Origin of the sequence: uncultured Williamsia sp. (assembly GCF_947494875.1) — a bacterium.
Taxonomy (GTDB): Bacteria; Actinomycetota; Actinomycetes; order Mycobacteriales; family Mycobacteriaceae; genus Williamsia_A.
Genome location: NZ_CANLWM010000001.1, coordinates 545600 through 562343, shown reverse-complemented (window position 1 = coordinate 562343; position 16744 = coordinate 545600). Strand labels below are relative to the sequence as shown.

Genomic DNA, 16744 nt, shown 5'->3' with positions numbered 1-16744 from the left:
GATGCACCGAGATCGTTCGATCTGCGAACGGGAATCAACGATCCGTCGTACCGTCGGACTCGGGGCCGTCGACGTCGACGACCCGCGTGCTTGCGGAGGCTGACATGGGTCGAGTCACACGATGGGCCGTGGTCGCGGCGGTCGCCACCGTCGTCACCGGCGTGTTCGCCGGGACGGCGGCAGCGCGTCCGCTGCCCGTCGTCTACTCGCTCGGCGCCGCCACGGCGACGGCGGTCGCATCGCCCGACTCGTCTCCGCCCGGCGCCAACGACTTCTCCTGTCGGCCGACGGCCCGTCACCCCGAGCCCGTCGTGCTCACGCACGGGACGTTGTTCAACATGACGATCGACTGGCAGGCCCTCTCACCGCTGCTGAAGAACCAGGGCTACTGCGTCTATGCGTTCAACTTCGGCCAGCAGCCGTCGTCGACCTACCTCGGCTTCCCGGGGGCACGGAAGACCGGGGCCACGGGTCCCATCGAGGGGTCGGCGGCGCAGCTGGCGGCGTTCGTCGATCGCGTGAAGGCAACGACCGGGGCCGCCAAGGTCGACATCGTGGGCCATTCGCAGGGCGGCATGATGCCGCGCTACTACCTCAAATTCCTGGGCGGCTCGCGATCAGTCGACCAGCTCATCGGACTGGCGCCGTCGAACCACGGCACCACCGTCCTCGGGCTCGCCGCGATCCCCGGCGTCCCGGAGGCGCTCCGACTGGGGCTGGGAACCGCCATCCGCCAGCAGGTCGTCGGGTCGGACTTCCTCCGACGGCTCAACAGCGGCGGCGACACGGTCCCTGGGGTCCGCCACACGGTCATCGAGACCCGCTATGACGAGGTCGTCACCCCGTACACCTCGGCGTTCCTGTCGGGGCCGGCGGTCACGAACATCACGCTGCAGGACTCCTGCCCGCAGGACTACACCGACCACCTGGCCATCACCTACGACCGTCGCGCGCTCAGCTACGTGCTCCGCGCCCTCGACCCGTCGTACCCGCTGGCACCGTGCGTCTTCTCGTCACCGCTGTCGGGGGTGTGAACGGGTTCTCCACAGGCTGAGCCGTTGCCCTGGTTGTTGTCGGTGGTCCCGCCTATAGTCGAACACATGAGCGAATCGGGGACTCTCGACACCGCGGGTGTCGTGGCGTCGCTGACCGCGGACGAGAAGCACTCCGCCGCTGAGCTGATCGAGATCCTCGCGCACTGCCGCTCGATCACCGCCTCGGCCGACTACCGGATGCTGCAAGCAGCGTCGCTCATCCACGACGAGCGGTGCGAGGACCACCTCGTCGAGGTCGCCGAACACGACTCCGGGCAACGATCGTCGGTCGACGAGATCCTTGCTGGTCAGATGGACCGGGTGGCGGGGATCGATCCGCGGGCCGAGTTCGGGCCCGACGGGCTCGAGCGGGCGACCGCCGAGATCGGTGCCGTCCTGAACGTCCCAGCGGCGAAAGCGCGGGAGATCATCGTCGCCGGTGACACCGCCCGCTACCGACTTGTGTTCACCGGCCACGCCCTCGCGGTGGGGCGGATCGATCTGGCCGGGTTCCTGCTCATCTGCACCCGCACGAAACTCGTGATCGACCCGGACCTGATGAAGATCCTCGACACCCACATCGCCCAAGCCCTGTTCGACCGGCCACCGCTCTCACGGGCCCGACTGATCGCGATGGTCGACGCGATCGTGGCGATGGTCGACCCCGACGCGCTGGTACGGCGTAAGGAACGCACCGCCGCCGACCGCGACGTGACCATCCGCCCCGACCGGTTCCAGCCCGGCGCCTCGCGGGTGTCGGCGTCGCTGCCGATGGTCGACGCCGCCGCCATCGACGCCCGCCTGACCGCGATGGCCGGCTCGGTCCACTCCGGTGACCCCCGCTCCCGGGCTCAACGCCGCGCCGACGCGCTCATCGCCCTCGCCGCCGGACTCGATCACCTCGTCTGCGGCTGCCAGAGCTGCACGCAGCCTGCGGAGGACGTGGATGTCGACGCGACGGTGCACCCCGCCCCGGCTGACGACTCCGCCCCGGCCGGGGACGAGGCGCCTGTCGTCGATCCCGTGGCCCCGCAACCGATCGCCCCGCCGGTCGGCCCGGCACGGCCGGTGTTCCACATCGTGGCCAACCTGTCGACCCTGCTCGGGTTGGATGATCACCCCGGCTACCTCGACGGGCGCGGGATCATCGACGCCGACACCATGCGCGCCCTGCTCGCCGACGCCCAGCGCGAATTCCTCCGCCGCGACGACCCCACCCGCGCCGCGACAGCAGCGTCCACCTACGTCCCCTCGAAGAAACTCGCCACGCTCATCCGATGCTCGGAGATCTGCTGCACCTTCCCCGGCTGCTCATCCCCCGCCTGGAACGTCGACCTCGACCACACCGACCCGTTCGACCACCACGACCCCGGCCACGGCGGCCAGACCACCCGGGCGAACATGAAACCGCTGTGCCGGTTCCACCACCGCACCAAAACCTTCGACAAGGCCTGGCGGGACTACCAATCACCCCTCGGTGAGGCGTTCTTCCAATCGCCGACCGGCCACATGTTCCTCGGCAACGCCTACACCGCCCTCGACATCTTCCCCGCCCTCGGACCACCCGGGAAGCCGGAAAAACACCCGGCGAGAACAACACTCGATCAGCGCCGAGCAACAGCCCGCGCCGCACACCAGCGCGCCATCGAGCAGCAGGAAGACGCCGACCCGCCACCCTACTGAGTAATGCGCTACAGCCACCCGCGACGTTCAGCCGTCGCGGCAGCCTCGGCGCGGGTGGAGGTGCCGGTCTTGCCGATCGCGCTCGAGAGATAGTTGCGGACCGTCCCCTGCGACAGGTGCAGCCGCCCCGCGATGGTCGCGACCGTCGCGCCGTCGAGGGCGGCACGAAGGACGTCTCGCTCCCGGTCGGTCAGCGGGCTCGTCCCGTCGGTGAGGCTCTCGGTGGCGAGGGTCGGGTCGATGACCCGCAGCCCGGAATGGACTCGTCGGACGGCGTCGGCCAGCTCCGCGGCCGGCGTGTCCTTGACGATGAACCCGGACGCGCCCGCGTCGATCGCCCGCCGCAGGTACCCCGGGCGTCCGAACGTCGTGACGATGAGAGACCGGGTGCGCGGCAGAGCGTCTCGCACGGCCGCAGCGGTCTCGATCCCGTCGGCACCGGGCATCTCGATGTCGAGCAGGCACACGTCGACGTCGTGTGTGCGCGCGGCGTCGACGACATCGTCACCGCGGCCGACCTGGGCGACCACGGTGATGTCCTGCTCGAGTTCCAGCAGTGCGGCGAGCGCTCCCCGGACGAGCGCCTGGTCGTCGGCGAGGAGCAACCGGATCGGCTCAGCCATCGAACACCGCCGAGACCGTCGTGCCACCGGCGTCACCGACGACAGACAACCGGGCGCCCGCGGCCTCGACGCGCTCGGTCAGTCCACGCAGCCCGTTGCCGAAAGCGTGCTCGGAGATGCCGGCGCCGTCGTCGTGCACGACGACCCGATCGGGAGCGACACCGATCCGACAGCCCCGTGCCCCGCTGTGCCGGACGACGTTGGTCACGGATTCCCGGACCACCCACGCGAAGAGATCACGGCGCGCCGAGGCGATGTCGTCGACGGAACCGTCGATCTCGACGGCGATCTCCGCCGCCGACAGCGCTGTCCGTGCGGAGGCGAGTTCGGTGCGCAGGTCGGGGGTACGCAGCGCCCCGACCGTCGAGCGCACCTCGGCGAGAGCCTGACGGGACAGTGCGTGCAGTTCGGCCAGTTCCGCTTTCGCCCGCTCGGGGTCGATGTCGACGAGGCGACCGGCGAGCTCGGTCTTCACGGTCATCACCGTCAGCGAGTGCCCGAGGATGTCGTGGACGTCGCGGGCGACACGTTCTCGCTCGGCGATGACGGCGAGGCGCTCGTCGGCCTCGCGTTGCCGGGTCTCGGCCTCCTCGCGCCTCTGTTCGGCACTTCGCGCAGAGATCATCAGCACCATCACCAACGCCACGATCACCAGCGCGAGAACGGTTCCCGAGTCCAGCGTCCACCCCGGGACGATCAGCGGCAACACGAGGCCGACCACGAGGACCACGCCGACGAGGACCGGCCCCAGCACACCACCGAAACCGAATGCCGCGATGCCCATCAGATACGGCGTGAACGACACCGTTCCGTCCGCCAGGACCGGGGACGCGGCCGCAGCGAGCACGATCAGCACGAGCCCGTACCCGACAGCGGCACGGCGCCGCTGCTCGTCTCGCCAGGACATGATGTGCGTCGCCGCAACCACGTACGTGATCGCGAACAGCGCGATGAGCACCAGTCCCCAGACCACACTCGCGACGTCCTGGCCCGAGCGCAGCAACGAGACGATCGGGTAGGCGAGGAAGACCAACCACACCGCGGTGAACGCCCAAGACCGGTCCGGCGTCGGACGCGAGCCCGGCCACCACCGGACATGGCGTCCGGTGGTGGCGGTCTCGACGCTCGTCATGGGATCGACTCTAGAAGAGGTGGTCATAGCCGCTCGGTGCTCCGGCGGAAGAAGTACGCCGCGGCGACGGCCATGATCGCGCCCCACACCACCACGTTGGCGATCGCCACCCACAGTGAGATGTGGTCTCCGTAGGGGGTGTAGCCGCTCGTGATGGGGTAGTTGGCGAGGGCGTTCACACCGAACATCGGAGTGAACTGCGAGAAGGTCAGCATCGCGCCTTTGAGGGGGACGAAGACGTTGCCCGCGAAGGCGAGCACCGTCAGCACGCCGCCCGAGGCCTGCATCGCCGCCTCCGACCGCAGTCCGCTTCCCATCGCGAGACCGAACGCGGCGAACACCGCCGATCCCAGCCATCCGAGCACCACCGACCCGATCCACACGGCGATGGGTGCGCTCGCGCCCATGGCGGCGCCGACGATGCTGAGCAGGATCAGCGGCAGCGCCGCCACCGACATCGCGACGATCGCCTTGGCGACCACGTACGCCGTCGGGGACAGCCGGGTCAGCCGCAGCGTCCTGGTCCACCCGGCCTGCTGTTCGAGCGCGACGGCGGCGGCGTTCGTGGTGGTGGCGAGGATCGCGCCGTACACCGCCATGTGGACCATGACGTACGCCTGGGTGTTGGCATGGCCGATGTTGCCGCTGAACTTCTGCGAGGCGCCGAACACGATGTACAGAACCGTCGGCATCAGCAGTGTGAAGATCATCGCCCGGCGATTGCGGAGGACTCGTCGGAGATCGCGTCGGACGTAGGTCGTCGAGAAGCCCCGCAGCAACCCGGCCACGGGTGGGGTCGACGGTGTGGTGAGGGTGGTCATCAGACGGTCTCCTTGTCGGATGCAGCGGAGGACGTGAGGGCGACGAACGCGTCCTCGAGGTCGTGGGCGACGATCTCCACGTCGTGGGCGTCGCTGTGGGCGAACAGGAATCGGGCGGTGGCGTCGGAGTCGTCGGTGGCGATCTCGACGCGGTCACCGCGCACGGCCACCGAACGGACGCCCGGTGCGGTGTCCCGGATCCAGCCGACGGATGCGGGATCGACGACGGCCGAGACGGTCCTCCCGGACGCCTGCGCGCGGATCTGGGCGGTGGAGCCGTCGGCGACGACGCGGCCACCGGCGATCATCACGATCCGGTCGGCGAAGGCGTCGGCCTCCTCCAGGTAGTGGGTCGCGAAGAGGACGGTGCGGCCCGCGCCGGCGTCGTCGCGCATCGCGGCCCAGAACGCGCGCCGGGATTCGACGTCCATCCCCGCGGTGGGCTCGTCGAGGACGATCAGGTCGGGGTCGGGCAGGAGCGCGAGGGCGAACTTCAGACGCTGCTGCTCACCGCCCGAACATTTCGAGACCTTGCGGTCGGCGAGCCCGGTGATCCCGGCCCTCCGCATCACCTCCTCGACCGGCGCGGGATCCCGGTGGGTGGCGGCGATGATGTCGACGGTCTCGCCGACCGTGAAGTCGCCGAGCAGCCCTCCGCTCTGGAGTACGGCCGCGATACGACCGGCCGCGACCGCCTCCTCGGCGGACGCCCCGAACAGTCGGACGGACCCGGAGTCCGGACGGGTGAGGCCGAGCACCATGTCGAGCGTGGTGGTCTTGCCGGCCCCGTTCGGGCCGAGGAACGCGACGACCTCGCCCTGCCGGATCGCCAGGTCGACGCCGTCGACGGCCCGGACGGTGCCGGACCCCCGCGTGCGGAACGACTTCGTGAGCGCCCGGGCCTCGAGCGCGAGTGGTGTGGTCATGCATCTACGATCGCGCTGGTGAGCGGGCGTTTCCCCCGCCGTATGTCACGGGTCCGCTGTGACATCTGTCAGACAAGCACGCGTGCGAAAATCGTTTCGTTACCTCATCACGGATCACCAACGATCCTGCACGGATCGGTCACCCGTCACATCTCGCGTGTTTCTCTCGATGAACAGGCATACGTTCACCACCAGACCGACCGCACTGACGGCCGGTGCGCCAGGAGGTCGCACGCGGATGAGTCTGACCATCGAACCCGACGGAACCGTGCCCACTGCACCGGTGACCGAGTCCCTCGACATGCCGTGGCACTCAGCCCGCGGATCTCGTCGATCCCGCACCGTCAACGGCTCGATGGGTCGCGCACTGCCCCTCATGTCGTCCGGCTTCGGGTTGCGACCGTTCGGCCTCAGCACAGACAGGCTCGTCCTGACACCGTCGCCGGCGATGGTCCGACGCGCCCGGCCCGTGCTCAACCAGGCGATGTGCCGTCTCAGCCCCGTTCCTCGCGGAACCCGTGTCTCCCGGGTGCATCAGCCGCGGGGACTGCGCGGCGAGTGGGTGCACGGTCGCGGAGTCGGTCCCAGCGGCACCGTCATCTACTACCTGCACGGCAGCGGCTACGCGATCTGCACGCCTCGCACCCACCGGGGCCTCGTGTCGCGGCTGTCGACGCTGACCGACATGCCGGCCTTCGTGCTCGACTACCGGAAAGGGCCCGAACACCGCTTCCCCACCGGCGGTGACGACGCGATCGCGGGCTACCGGTGGCTGCTGGACAAGGGCTACTCGGCCGACCGCATCCTCGTTGCCGGTGACTCGGCCGGCGGTCACCTCGCACTCGACCTGATCGCCCACAACCACCGCTACGGCACACCGCAGCCCGGCGCGATGGTCCTGTTCTCCCCGCTCTCGGACCCCACCTTCTCGCTCGCGATGAAGCGGCACGAGGCCGGTCACCGCGATCCCCTGATCGACGCCCGGCTCGGCGCACACGTCCTGGGGATGTACCTCGGCGACGTGGACCGCGACGACCCGCGCCTGGTCCCCGAACTCACCTCCGACATGGCGCTGCCGCCCACGCTGGTGCAGGCCGGCAGCCTGGAGTGCATGAGCGACGACGCCCGCGACATCCACTCGCGGATCTCCGCCGCGGGGGGTCGCAGCGACCTGCAGATCTGGCCCGACCAGACGCACGTCTTCCAGATGTTCCCGGTCCTCACGCCGGAGTCCGGGCGGGCGCTGCGCGCCGCGGCCCACTTCGTCGACACGGTCTTCACCCACACGCGCTGACATCTGTCTGCTTCTCAAGCAGTTCGCAGGGCCTGCGGCCGCCGTGTGCGCCACAGGAGTGCCGCCACACGTCCGCCGACCATCGTCAGTGCCCAGAGGACGAAGAACGGTGCGATCACCCCGGGCGTGAGGTGCAGGGTCGCCATCTGCTCGCCGAACCATGTGCGGAACGTCGCGTTGTCGGACACGGCCCAGACGAACGCCACACGCATGAGCATCGCGGTCGCCCAGACCGCGAGGAACGCGATGCCGCTCCGTGTCATGCGCTTGCCGGTCGACGCGTCGATCCACGACCTCGTCGACGCGGTCGCGAGGCCGGCGAACACCAGTCCGATGCCGATCCCGACGACGTACACCGCGAGTGACCGGCCGTCGGTGGGAGCGCTGCCGAAATAGGAGGCACCGACGCCCACCACCACCCCGACCGACGCCAGGATGCGGTGCATCGAGAGGGTGCGCGTCCCGAACTGGGTGATCAGCATCAGCACGAAGAAGCCACCGCTCATCACGATGGCCTCTGTCAGATCCGACATGACATGTCTCCTCGTCTCGTCCCCGGGGGCCCGATGCCGGCGGGGTCGACGACAACGCTCGTCGACCGGCGGCCCCGCGGGATCGGCCCGTGAGTCGAGTCCGGGTGGAACCGCGGCTCCACCCGGGGGTGGAGCCGCGTCGGCGCCGGGGGTGGCATCGTCGAGCCATGCCGTCGCCGCGCTCCGTCCTCGCATCCGGGATGTCGGTGATGGCGCGTCGCGACTACGGCGAATACGGCGACGACGCCCCGAGTCGTCTCTTCGCGCTGGTCAACCCGGCGCTGCTGATCTGGGCATGGGCCACCGTGCCCCGTCAGGTCGACGGCGACCTCCGGATCGCCGCGATCGTCCTGCTCGCGGTGGTGTCGGTGGTGTTGGTGCTCCGTCTGGTCCGTCCCACGGCGATCGGCGCGACAGCATGGTTCGTCGTCATGCTCGTCGGTGCGCCGGCGGCCGGGCTGCTGTTCGCCACCGCGCCACAGGGCGTCGCGCCGGCCTTCGTGCCTGTCATCGCCGGGTCGGCAGGCTTCTTGTTCGACACCCGACCCGCGCTCGTCGTCGCGGGCGTCGGCTCCGTCACCGCGGCCGTCGCGGTCGTGGTGCGCTTCGACGACGCCCGGTACGTGTGGATCGTCCTCGTCGGCCTCGCCGTGCTCATCGGCATGACGAGGCGTGACCGTGTCCGCACGCTGATCCTCATGCGCGAGAAGGTCGAACAGACCGATCGCGCGATCGCCTCCGAGGCGCGCGCCCAGGTGCTCGCCGAACGCGCCCGCGTCGCCCGCGAGATCCACGATGTGCTGGCGCATTCTCTGTCGGGGGTCAACATGCAGCTCAACCTCGTCGAGGCTCTGATGGAGGACGGTCGCGACGCCGATGCCCGCGCGGCTGTCGCGACAGCTCGGACTCTCGTGACCGACGGTCTCGGCGAGGCCCGACGCGCGGTGTACGCCCTGCGCGACGAGTCGGGTGACCTCGTCGGCGCCCTGCGATCGCTCGTCGAGAACACCGCCGAGACCATCGAGATCAGCGGCACCCCCCGTCCGGTCGACGCCGACGTCCTCGCACAACTCGGTCGCATCGTGGCCGAGGCCCTCACCAACGCACGGCGGCACGCCCCGGGGTCACCCGCGCATGTCGACGTCGTGTTCGCCCCGTCCCTGTTGACGGTCACGGTCGGCAACGACACACCCACGGGCGCATCGTCCTTCGTCCACGGTTCCGGTGTCGGCATGCGGGGAATGCACGAGCGCGCGGAGCAGATCGGTGCGACGCTTCGGGCCGGACCGCGCGACCCCGACGACCCGACTGCCGGATGGACGGTGCACGTGGAGGTGACGACATGATTGACCCGATCCGGGTGGTGGTGGCCGACGACCAGGCGATCATCCGCGACGCCGTCGCCGCGATGCTCGACCTGCAGCCCGACATCGACGTCGTCGGTACGGCCGCCGACGGCGCCGAACTGGTGACGCTGGTCCGCGAGACGACGCCCGACGTCGTGCTGACCGACCTGCGGATGCCGGGCGTCGACGGTGCCGAGGCGACCCGGCAGATCGGTGAGTCGCATCCCGGGTTGCCGGTCGTCGTGCTGACCACGTTCGACGACGACGCCTCGGTGTTCGCCGCTCTCGACGCCGGCGCCGTCGGCTACCTCACCAAGGACGCCGACCGCCACGAACTCGCCGGCGCCATTCGCACCGCCGCAGCGGGGCAGTCGGTGCTCGACCGGTCCGTGCAGCAACGGCTCGTCGCCGCCATGCGTCCGACGGGACCGGCACCACGGTCTGAGGTCACCGGGGTGGGTTCGTTGACAACCCGTGAGCGAGAGGTGCTGGTGCACATGGCCGACGGGCTCAGCAACCGGGAGATCGCCGCGGCCCTGTACGTCTCGGAGTCGACCGTCAAGACGCACATCAACAACGCCTTCGCGAAGCTCGACGTCCGCGACCGCGCGCAGGCCGTCGCCCTCGCCTACCGCTCCGGGATCGCCCGAGGGTGATCGGACCCGGCTGATCAGACCCCGCCCTCGTGGAGGAATCCGACGATGTGCGCCGCGATCTCCTCGCCCTTGTCCTCCTGGAGGAAGTGCGCCGCACCCGCGACGGTCACCTGCTCCCCGGCCGACGGGATCAGGTCGGTGAACACCTGGCCCGACTTCGGATGGGGGAACACAGGATCGCTGTCGGAGAAGGCGAGCAGCGTCGGGACGTCCCACCGCGACAACACGTCGGCGACGCCGCGGAGCACCTCCGCCCCGGCGTCGGACTCGTCGACCGGGACCAGCAGAGGGAACTGCGCCGCACCGGCTTTCGACTCGACCGTCGGGAACGGCGCGTCGTAGGCGGCGATCACCTCGGCCGGGACGTCGGTCACCGTCGCGCCCTGGATGATCTGCCCGACAGGGAGATCCGGGTTCTTCGCGGCGAAGTCGCGCCAGGCCAGGAAGCCCTTGCTCACGCGTCCGCTGAAGAGGCCGGTGTTCATGATGACCAGGTTCGCGACACGGTCGCGGTGCTCCGTCGCCCAGCGGAGCCCGATCGGGCCTCCCCAGTCCTGCACGACGACCGTCGCGTCGGTGACGTCGAGGTGGTCGAGCACGACGTCGGCGATCGCGGAATGACGGTCGAAGGTGTACCACTCGCGGTCGGTCGGTTTGTCCGACCGTCCGAATCCCGCGTGGTCGTAGGCGATCACGCGGTGACCGGCCGCCGCGAGTGGCCGGATCATGCGGCGATACAGGTACGACCACGTCGGCTCGCCGTGGAACAACACGATCGGACCGCCCGCCGGCGTGCCGTCGGGCGGCACGTCGACGTGGTGGACACGCAGGCCGTCTATGTCGACGTAGTTCGGCGGGAAGTCCCACCCGGGAAGGTCGGCGAAGCGCTCGTCGGGGGTGCGGAAGACGTCCATCGCACCGATCATGCTCTCCGCTCGACGACGAAGTCGCGGAACCGCGCCGCCGCCCCGACGAGCGGCCGGTCGCGGCGCCAGACCAGGACGATCTCCCGGGTGGTCTGTGCGCCGGCGAGCGGGACGAGGACGACACCGGGCGCGAGAGGGCCCGTGTCCTCGATCGGCATCACCGCCACCCCGAGTCCCGCTCCGACGAGTCCCGCAATGGTGCCGAGTTCAGTGGTCTCGAAGGTGATGTCGGGGCGGAAGTCGTCGGCGGCGCAGAGTTCGTCGAGGATGCGGCGCATCCCGAAGCCGCTCTCCATCGCCACGAACGGCTCGGTGGCGACCTCGGCCAGCGAGACCTCCGCCCGGTCGGCCAGGTGGTGCTCGGCCGGGACTGCGAGACCGAGTTGCTGGGTCAGCAGCGGGGCCCACACGAGGTCGGAGCCCGTCGGGCGGGGCGAGACGATCGCGAGGTCGGCGTCGTCGGACCGCACACGGTCGGCCACCACCTCGGCGGCGTCCTGGAACAGGGTGAACGCGACACGCGCCTCGCGACGGAAGCCACCGATCAGCTCGGGGACCAGTCGGATCCCGAACGAGTGGAGGAACGCCAGGCGCACCGTCCCCTCGACCGGGTCGACCATCTCCCGGACCGCCGCCCGTCCGGCGTCCATCTCGGCCCGTGCGCGTCGGCAGTGGTCGAGGTAGACGCGTCCGCGGTCGTTCAGCGACAGTCGGCGGCCGACGCGGTCGAACAGTTCGGTCCCGAGCTCGCGTTCGAGCCGCCCGAGCATCCGCGACAGGGTCGGCTGCGACAGGTGCAGTCCGGCGGCGGCCACCGAGACGTTCTCCGCCTCGGCGAGCTCGACGAACCAGTCCATCTCCGATCGCATGCAGCGATTATGCGCTGGATGCATCACAAGGGCCGAAAAGATTCATTTCTGTTTCGGAACGCCCCCGAGCCATCGTTGTTGGCATGACCGTGACAACCGCGCGTACTGCTCCCGCACCCGCCGCCACCGGTCACGTCGCCGGCTCGCGACAGTTCCGCAACGCGACCGTGGCGATGTTCGCCGCCGGGATGGCCGCCTTCATGGCGATGTACCACGTGCAGGCGATGCTCCCGGTGATCTCGGAACACTTCGGGGTGTCCCCTACGACGTCGGCGTTGACCGTCTCCCTGACGACCGGCTTCCTCGCGTTCGCGATCATCCCGGTGAGCGTGATGTCGGAGCGGTACGGGCGCATCAAGGTAATGGTGATCTCGGCGGTCGCGGCGTCCCTGCTCGGGCTCGTGCTGCCGTGGTCCCCGTCGATCGAGGTGCTGCTCGCCGGACGGGCGCTCGTCGGGATCCTCTGCGCCGGTGTGCCGGCCGTCGCGATGGCGTACCTCGCCGAGGAGATCGACGGCGCCTCACTGGGCAAGGCGATGGGCTACTACGTCTCCGGTACGACGATCGGCGGGCTGACGGGGCGTCTTGTCCCCGGTCTCGCCGCGGACGTCGTCGACTGGCGGTGGGCGCTCGAGATCGCCTGCCTCGTCTCGCTGACCTTCGCCCTCGTGTTCATCCGCCTGGTCCCCGCGTCGCGGAACTTCACCCCGCAGCCGATCGCGGTGCGCGCGGTACTCGGGAACCTGGCCGGCCACCTGCGCGACGTGCCCATGCTGTGCCTGTTCGGATTGGCGTTCCTGCTGATGGGCGGGTTCGTCACCGTCTACAACTTCCTGTCGTTTCGACTGCTCGCCTCGCCGTTCTCGTTGCCGCAGAGCGTTGTCGGCATCGTCTTCGTCATGTACCTGGCCGGCACGTTCTCCTCGACGTGGGCCGGCCGTATGTCAGACCGGGTCGGTCGTGGGCGCGTCTTGGCCGTCTCGATCGCGGTCATGGCCGTGGGGCTCGTCGTCACGCTGCCGGACTGGCTGCCCTCGACGCTGCTGGGCGTGTTGCTGTTCACCGGCGGGTTCTTCGGGGCGCACTCGACGGCCAGCGGCTGGGTCGGCGCCCGGGCGAAGGACCATCGCGCCGAGGCGTCGTCGCTGTACTTGTTCGGCTACTACCTCGGGAGCTCGGTGGTCGGCGCGCTGGGCGGGATCGCCTTCAGCGGCTTCGGGTGGGCCGGCATCGTGGTCTACTGCGGCACGCTGATGGTGGTGGCCGTCGTCCTGGCCACCACCGTCATCGCACGCACCCGCCGGTCACCCGTGGAGAGCTGACACCGGCCGCTTCGGCTGCACCGATCCCAGAGCGCCCGCCCGCCACTGGACCACGAGGAGCTGCGCGAGCAGCATCGTCCCGATGTAGAGGACGATCGTCGCCGAACCCGCTCCATGGCCGGCGATCAGATCGAGCCCGACGTGCGCCGCGAGACCGACGACCCACAGCACGAGCGTCGTGACCGTCCCGCGCGACATCAGGACACCGTTCTCGTCCCGCCAGATGCGGACGGTGAATCCCCGCCCGACGGCGAACACGACACCCAGCGCTGCCGAGCCCACCATCGTCGCCAGCGCCAGAGTCGACAGGTGGTGGTGGTCGACGAACTGCGCGGCGGACACCAGCCCGATCACGGTGATGATCAGCGCGCCCTTCGGTGAGGCCTTCACGGCCCGAGGCGCCATCTGACGCACCAGGATCACGGCGACGACGATCAGTCCCACGACGATGTTCACGAGCATCGGAAGTCCTCCAGTTCGAGTCGCCCCGCCTCTCGGGGCATGCATCACAGACTCGTCGCGAACGGCCTCCCCGGGATCGGCCCGTGGGTGGAGGTGTGGGTGGAGATCCGGTCTGTCCGACACTCGTACGGTGTCCTGCTTGGATCCGGGTATGACACCTTTCGCCCCGGCGACGAAACACTGCTGTGAGCGAGTCGGCGTCGATCATGCGTTCACGCCGACGCTCTCAGCGCAGACTTTCGTCACGGCAGCGTGATGACCGAGCGTCGCGTCTCGATCCCTGTCGGCCTGGCAGCCGGCGTCGCCTCGGCGGTGGCGGGTCTGTTCCTCGCGGCGCCGTCGCGCACCGGTGACATCGTCGGGTTGAGCGCTCAGCCACCAGGATTCCCCTGGGGCTCGACCACCACCGCGTCCGCGTGGGGGCTGCTCGCGGCACTGGCGATGTGTGTCGGCGCCCGTCGGGTGGCCGACGCTGTGTTCGCCGGTGCGGTCGCCGCGGTCGTCCTCCTCGTCGTCGGGATCAGCTCCTCGCCACCGACACTCCTGACCGCGGTCGCGGCCGGGGTCCTCCTCGGTGCAGCACTGCAACTGAGCCGGACGGTGAGCGGTCACAGCGCACTCGTCGCGGCCACGGCGGGCGTCGTCGCCGGGGTCCTTCTCGCTCCGATGCTCGCCCGTTTGCGCGCCGGCCTTCCGAGCGGCAACAGACGCTACGCCGACTACCTGCCGGGCGACTCTGCACTGCTCGTGGGCGACAGCACCGTGGTCGAGGTCGGGGCGGTATCCCTCGCGGTCCTCGCCGTGGCCGTCCTCGCCGCGCTGTGTCTGCGGGGGTGGCGCGATCCGATCGGTGGCACCTCTCGCGTCGTGGTCCTCACCAGCGCTGGGATGGTCGTCGGCTGCGTGCTGACGCAGTGGTGGTTCCTGCGCTTCCTGTCGTCGTCTCTACGCGACGAGTCGTCCACCGGGCTCCACACGTTCTACGGCGGGTATGTCGTCGTCGGCATGACGCTGGTCGCCGCGCTGGTCCACCGAGAAACGACGGGCCTGATGTGGGTGGCGGCCGCCGCAGCGACAGTTGCCGTCTCCGTGGACGGCACCACGGCGAGCGGCATCGACCTCGCAGCGGTGACCGCTCTTCTCGTCGTCGTCGCCGCGGTCGCGACGACCGTGGTGACACGACGGGATGCGTTGCCCCGCAAAACACGTGGCGTCCCGATCGCCGTTGCGGTGCTGGGCGTCTTCACCGCAACCCAGTTCCTCTCGGGCGACCTGTCCGCGGCCGTGCCTGCTCTCGTCGGCCCGTTCGGTGTGCCCGTCGCTGTGACCATCGCCCTCACGGCCGCGGTCATGGCCAACCACCCAGAACCGTCTGCCGTCGTCGGGGCGGTGGCGCTGCTGACGCTGCTCCGGCTCACCACAGGCTCCGACTTCGGCTGGACGTCCTACACGCCGCTGACCGACGCGTCGGGTTTCGACGGACTCACCGCGACCCCACCGTCGGCTGCGCGCACCGCGGTCGGGTTCATCGCCATCGCGACCTGCTTCGTCGTCGCCGTGGTGCTGGCGCGGCGGCGACGCGCCGACCCGTCAGTGACCTGACTCGACGACCGCGCCGGACTCGATGTTGCGGGCGCTGGTGGAGCGGCCCAGGGCGGCGACCTCGGCGTCCATCTTGGGGATGATGTGCGGCGCCTGCTGCAGCGACGACTGCTCCCCGATCTTCGAGGTGATCACCGACCGCAGGGTGCCGATCGCGCCGACCCACCCCGGGACGTACACGCGGCGCTTGCGCTTCTCCAGGCCCGCGATGAACGCGTCGACGCACTTGTCGACGGTGGTTGTCTGGCTCAACGGTCCCGGCAGGTTCGAGAGCATCTCGGCGAACGCCGACAGGTCCTTCTTCGCGTCCTGGACGAGCGGGGTGTCGATCCACGACATGTGGGCCGAGCCGACGTCGACACCGAGGTGCTTCACCTCGAGACGTAATGCGCTGGCGAACATCTCGGCACCGGCCTTGCTCGCGTTGTAGGCGGCCAGACCCGGCGCCGGGGTGAACGCGGCCAACGAGGACACCACGAGGACGTATCCCTTGCGCTCGATGACCGATGGGAGCGCGGCGCGGACGGTGTGGAAGACACCGGTGACGTTGATGTCGACGACGCGGCGGAACGCGTTCGGGTCGACGTTGAGCACGGACCCGTAGGACGCGATGCCCGCGTTCGCGAGCACCATGTCGATGCCACCGAACTTCGCGATGCCCGCGTCGACAGCGGCTTGCATGCTGGCGAGGTCGGTGACGTCGGCGACCGCGCTCACCGCGGAGTCGCCCAGCTCGTCGGCGACGAGTGCGAGGGTGCTCTCCTCGATGTCGGCGATGACGACCTTGCCGCCCCGCTTCACCACCGCCTTGGCGGTCTCGTAGCCGATGCCGCGCGCGGCACCCGTGATGAGGACGACCTTGCCCCGTAGCGACGTCATGTCCGTATCCCTTCGATCCCGGGCCCGGTGTCGGCCCGGTCACACACCCTAGGACCCCGGTCGGAGTCCGTCGACGAGCACGTCGAGCAGACGGGGCACACGCTGGTCCCATTCGTCCCGCGTGACCTGCGTCAGGAACCAGGTCATGAGGATGACGTCGCGGGCATCGACGTCCTCACGGAAGGCCCCTGCGTCCTGCCCCGCGTCGAGCAACTCGGTCACCGCCACCCCGAGCCGACCGCGGGTGCCAGCCGAGACGTCGGTCCACGTCGACGTCGAGACCGCTGTCATCACGCCGCGTTTGACGATCGCGTAGTCCGCGAGGCGTGCCAACCACGAGCGGAGCCCCGCGACCGCGTCGTCCCCGGATGCCATCTGGTGGGCGAGCAGGGCGAGGTCGTCGATCTCGGCGGTGTAGACGGCTCCGATGAGGGCCTCGCGGTCGGCGAAGTGCCGATAGAGCGTGCCCTGACCCACGCCGGCCGCCCGGGCGACCTTGCTCAGCGACAGCTCGCCGTCGTCGACGAGGAGAGCGCGCGCAGCGTCCAGGATCTGCGTCCTGTTCCTCTCGGCGTCGCTCCGCACGGTTCTCCTGTCCACGTGCAAACGGACGGGTTGTCCGGTTATGGTTTAGCA

General features: G+C 69.7%; 17 protein-coding genes. 7 read left to right on the top strand and 10 right to left on the bottom strand.

The window, feature by feature from the left end:
• Positions 1-104: 104 nt before the first annotated feature.
• Both Q1A98_RS02885 and Q1A98_RS02880 read left to right on the top strand, forming a co-directional pair.
• A complete protein-coding gene (locus Q1A98_RS02885) occupies positions 105-1034 on the top strand; it encodes an alpha/beta fold hydrolase (RefSeq protein WP_299569719.1) in 930 nt (309 codons plus the stop codon).
• Positions 1035-1100: 66 nt separating this feature from the next.
• Complete coding sequence (locus Q1A98_RS02880) at positions 1101-2717, top strand: HNH endonuclease signature motif containing protein (RefSeq protein WP_299569717.1); 1617 nt, start codon at positions 1101-1103, stop codon at positions 2715-2717.
• A gap of 8 nt (positions 2718-2725) precedes the next feature.
• On the opposite strand, the gene Q1A98_RS02875 is transcribed toward Q1A98_RS02880, so the two are convergent.
• Genes Q1A98_RS02875 through Q1A98_RS02860 form a run of 4 tightly spaced genes read right to left on the bottom strand, consistent with a single transcriptional unit; the run spans position 2726 to position 6219 of the window.
• Entirely contained in the window at positions 2726-3340 is a 615-nt protein-coding gene (locus tag Q1A98_RS02875; protein WP_299569715.1) for a response regulator transcription factor, read from the bottom strand.
• Entirely contained in the window at positions 3333-4472 is a 1140-nt protein-coding gene (locus Q1A98_RS02870) for a histidine kinase (protein ID WP_299569713.1), read from the bottom strand. The genes Q1A98_RS02875 and Q1A98_RS02870 overlap by 8 nt, the downstream gene beginning before the upstream one ends.
• 23 nt (positions 4473-4495) lie before the next feature.
• Positions 4496-5293 (bottom strand): ABC transporter permease, encoded by a 798-nt coding sequence (locus Q1A98_RS02865; RefSeq protein ID WP_299569712.1) that lies wholly within the window; start codon positions 5291-5293, stop codon positions 4496-4498.
• Positions 5293-6219: an ABC transporter ATP-binding protein gene (locus Q1A98_RS02860; RefSeq protein ID WP_299569711.1), complete on the bottom strand. Its 927-nt coding sequence runs from the start codon at positions 6217-6219 to the stop codon at positions 5293-5295. Before Q1A98_RS02860 ends, Q1A98_RS02865 begins: the two co-directional genes overlap by 1 nt.
• A gap of 238 nt (positions 6220-6457) precedes the next feature.
• Here Q1A98_RS02860 and Q1A98_RS02855 point away from each other — a divergent pair, with 238 nt between their 5' ends.
• On the top strand, positions 6458-7513 hold the full coding sequence (locus Q1A98_RS02855) for an alpha/beta hydrolase (RefSeq protein ID WP_299569710.1): 1056 nt from the start codon (positions 6458-6460) through the stop codon (positions 7511-7513).
• A gap of 14 nt (positions 7514-7527) precedes the next feature.
• Here the strand turns inward: Q1A98_RS02855 and Q1A98_RS02850 are convergent, their stop codons facing one another.
• A complete protein-coding gene (locus Q1A98_RS02850) occupies positions 7528-8046 on the bottom strand; it encodes a hypothetical protein (protein ID WP_299569709.1) in 519 nt (172 codons plus the stop codon).
• A 167-nt stretch (positions 8047-8213) separates the two neighbouring features.
• Between Q1A98_RS02850 and Q1A98_RS02845 the strand changes: the two genes are divergently transcribed.
• On the top strand, positions 8214-9392 hold the full coding sequence (locus Q1A98_RS02845; RefSeq protein ID WP_299569708.1) for a histidine kinase: 1179 nt from the start codon (positions 8214-8216) through the stop codon (positions 9390-9392).
• Positions 9389-10048, top strand: coding sequence for a response regulator transcription factor (locus Q1A98_RS02840; protein ID WP_299569706.1), 660 nt, complete (start codon positions 9389-9391; stop codon positions 10046-10048). Before Q1A98_RS02845 ends, Q1A98_RS02840 begins: the two co-directional genes overlap by 4 nt.
• Positions 10049-10062: 14 nt before the next feature.
• Here Q1A98_RS02840 and Q1A98_RS02835 read toward each other — a convergent pair whose 3' ends face one another.
• Both Q1A98_RS02835 and Q1A98_RS02830 read right to left on the bottom strand, forming a co-directional pair.
• Positions 10063-10962, bottom strand: a complete 900-nt coding sequence (locus Q1A98_RS02835; protein ID WP_299569705.1) for a haloalkane dehalogenase — start codon at positions 10960-10962, stop codon at positions 10063-10065.
• An 8-nt stretch (positions 10963-10970) separates the two neighbouring features.
• Positions 10971-11843 (bottom strand): LysR family transcriptional regulator, encoded by an 873-nt coding sequence (locus tag Q1A98_RS02830; protein WP_299569703.1) that lies wholly within the window; start codon positions 11841-11843, stop codon positions 10971-10973.
• An 83-nt stretch (positions 11844-11926) separates the two neighbouring features.
• Between Q1A98_RS02830 and Q1A98_RS02825 the strand changes: the two genes are divergently transcribed.
• Entirely contained in the window at positions 11927-13165 is a 1239-nt protein-coding gene (locus tag Q1A98_RS02825; protein WP_299569702.1) for an MFS transporter, read from the top strand.
• Here Q1A98_RS02825 and Q1A98_RS02820 read toward each other — a convergent pair.
• Positions 13148-13627 (bottom strand): hypothetical protein, encoded by a 480-nt coding sequence (locus Q1A98_RS02820; RefSeq protein ID WP_299569701.1) that lies wholly within the window; start codon positions 13625-13627, stop codon positions 13148-13150. The two genes, Q1A98_RS02825 and Q1A98_RS02820, sit on opposite strands and share 18 nt — an antisense overlap.
• Positions 13628-13882: 255 nt before the next feature.
• On the opposite strand from Q1A98_RS02820, the gene Q1A98_RS02815 reads away from it, so the two are divergent.
• Positions 13883-15229 carry a hypothetical protein gene (locus Q1A98_RS02815; protein ID WP_299569700.1) on the top strand — a complete coding sequence of 449 codons (1347 nt, stop codon included), beginning with the start codon at positions 13883-13885 and terminating at the stop codon, positions 15227-15229.
• Here the strand turns inward: Q1A98_RS02815 and Q1A98_RS02810 are convergent.
• Positions 15218-16108: an SDR family oxidoreductase gene (locus Q1A98_RS02810; protein WP_299569699.1), complete on the bottom strand. Its 891-nt coding sequence runs from the start codon at positions 16106-16108 to the stop codon at positions 15218-15220. The genes Q1A98_RS02815 and Q1A98_RS02810 overlap by 12 nt on opposite strands.
• Positions 16109-16156: 48 nt before the next feature.
• The gene (locus tag Q1A98_RS02805) at positions 16157-16693 is read right to left on the bottom strand and encodes a TetR/AcrR family transcriptional regulator (RefSeq protein WP_299569697.1); all 537 of its coding nucleotides are present in this window, start codon (positions 16691-16693) and stop codon (positions 16157-16159) included.
• Between the last annotated feature and the right edge of the window lie 51 nt (positions 16694-16744).